General features: G+C 59.1%; 2 protein-coding genes. Both read left to right on the top strand.

Going from position 1 to position 1307, the window contains the following annotated elements; all coding sequences use genetic code 11:
• A partial coding sequence (locus tag Q7T06_RS03090; RefSeq protein WP_304779978.1) for an FAD-dependent oxidoreductase occupies positions 1 to 801 on the top strand: 801 nt, incomplete at its 5' end.
• A 5-nt stretch (positions 802 to 806) separates the two neighbouring features.
• On the top strand, positions 807 to 1307 hold a 501-nt coding region (locus Q7T06_RS03095), incomplete at its 3' end, for a DUF3047 domain-containing protein (RefSeq protein WP_304779982.1).

Below are 1307 nucleotides of genomic sequence, written 5' to 3' on the forward strand. Positions count from 1 at the left end.
GAAGTTTCCGAATTGGTCACCCGGCGTTTCCGTGCGGAAGGGATTGACGTACTCGTCAATCACCGGGCCAGGCAGTTCATTGTCGAGAACGGAGAGAAGCTGCTGATTGCCGAATGCGAAGGACAGGATGTCCGGATTCCGTTCGATGCCGTACTCGTTGCCGTCGGGCGCGCCGCCAATCTGAAGGGCTTCGGGCTGGAAGAGCTGGGTATCCCGACCGGTCGCACCGTTGATACCAACGAGTTCCTGCAAACCAATTACCCGAATATTTACGCCGCCGGCGACGTTGCCGGTCCTTTCCAGTTCACGCATACCGCGGCCCACCAGGCCTGGTATGCCGCAGTCAACGCGCTGTTTGACCCGTTCAGGAAATTCAAGGCCGACTATTCGGTAATCCCGTGGGCCACCTTCGTTGAGCCTGAAGTCGCCCGTGTCGGCCTGAATGAACTGGAAGCCAGGGAAAAAGGCATTCCCTGCGAGGTCACGACCTACGGGATCGACGACCTTGATCGGGCGATTGCCGATAGTGAAGCGCATGGCTTCGTCAAGGTGCTGACGGTGCCGGGCAAGGACAAGATCCTCGGCGTTACCATCGTCGGCGAACATGCCGGCGACCTGATCGCCGAATACGTCCTGGCCATGAAGCAAGGCATTGGTCTCAACAAGATCCTTGGCACCATCCACATCTACCCGACGCTGGCCGAGGCCAACAAGTACGTCGCCGGCAACTGGAAGAAAGCGCATGCGCCGCAGAAGTTGCTGGCATGGGTCGAACGTTTCCATCACTGGCGCCGGGGGTAAACCAGATGTCGATCATGAAGAAAACCAGCCTGTTTGCGCTCATTACGCGGGCCAGTTCTTGTCGTTTCCTGGCCTGCCTGCTTGGGATGGGCATTCCCTTCGCAGCCGCGGCTGATTCGCTCTGGGTTGGGCGTTTCAGCGAGACCGATATCGCAATTCCGGCCCCGTGGAAAATCGAACAGCTCGACCAGCGCGTGCCGCCGACCCAATACGGAATCCGCAAATGGGACGGTGTGCTTGCCATCGAGGCAAAGGCAAACAAGAGCATGGCCTTGCTCGGTCGACCGGTCACGGTCGACCTGAAAAAAACGCCTGTCTTGTGCTGGCAGTGGCGGATTGATGCACCTGTTGCTGCCGCCGACATGACCAGAAAATCCGGTGACGATTACGCTGCCCGGGTCTATCTGACATTTGCGGTGGCGCCGGATCAACTGAGTTTCGGCACACGGACCAAGCTCCGCCTGGCTCGTTCCATCTACGGTGCCCAGGTGCCGGATGCTGCGCTG

Source organism: Herminiimonas sp. (assembly GCF_030645555.1).
Classification (GTDB): Bacteria; Pseudomonadota; Gammaproteobacteria; order Burkholderiales; family Burkholderiaceae_D; genus Oxalicibacterium.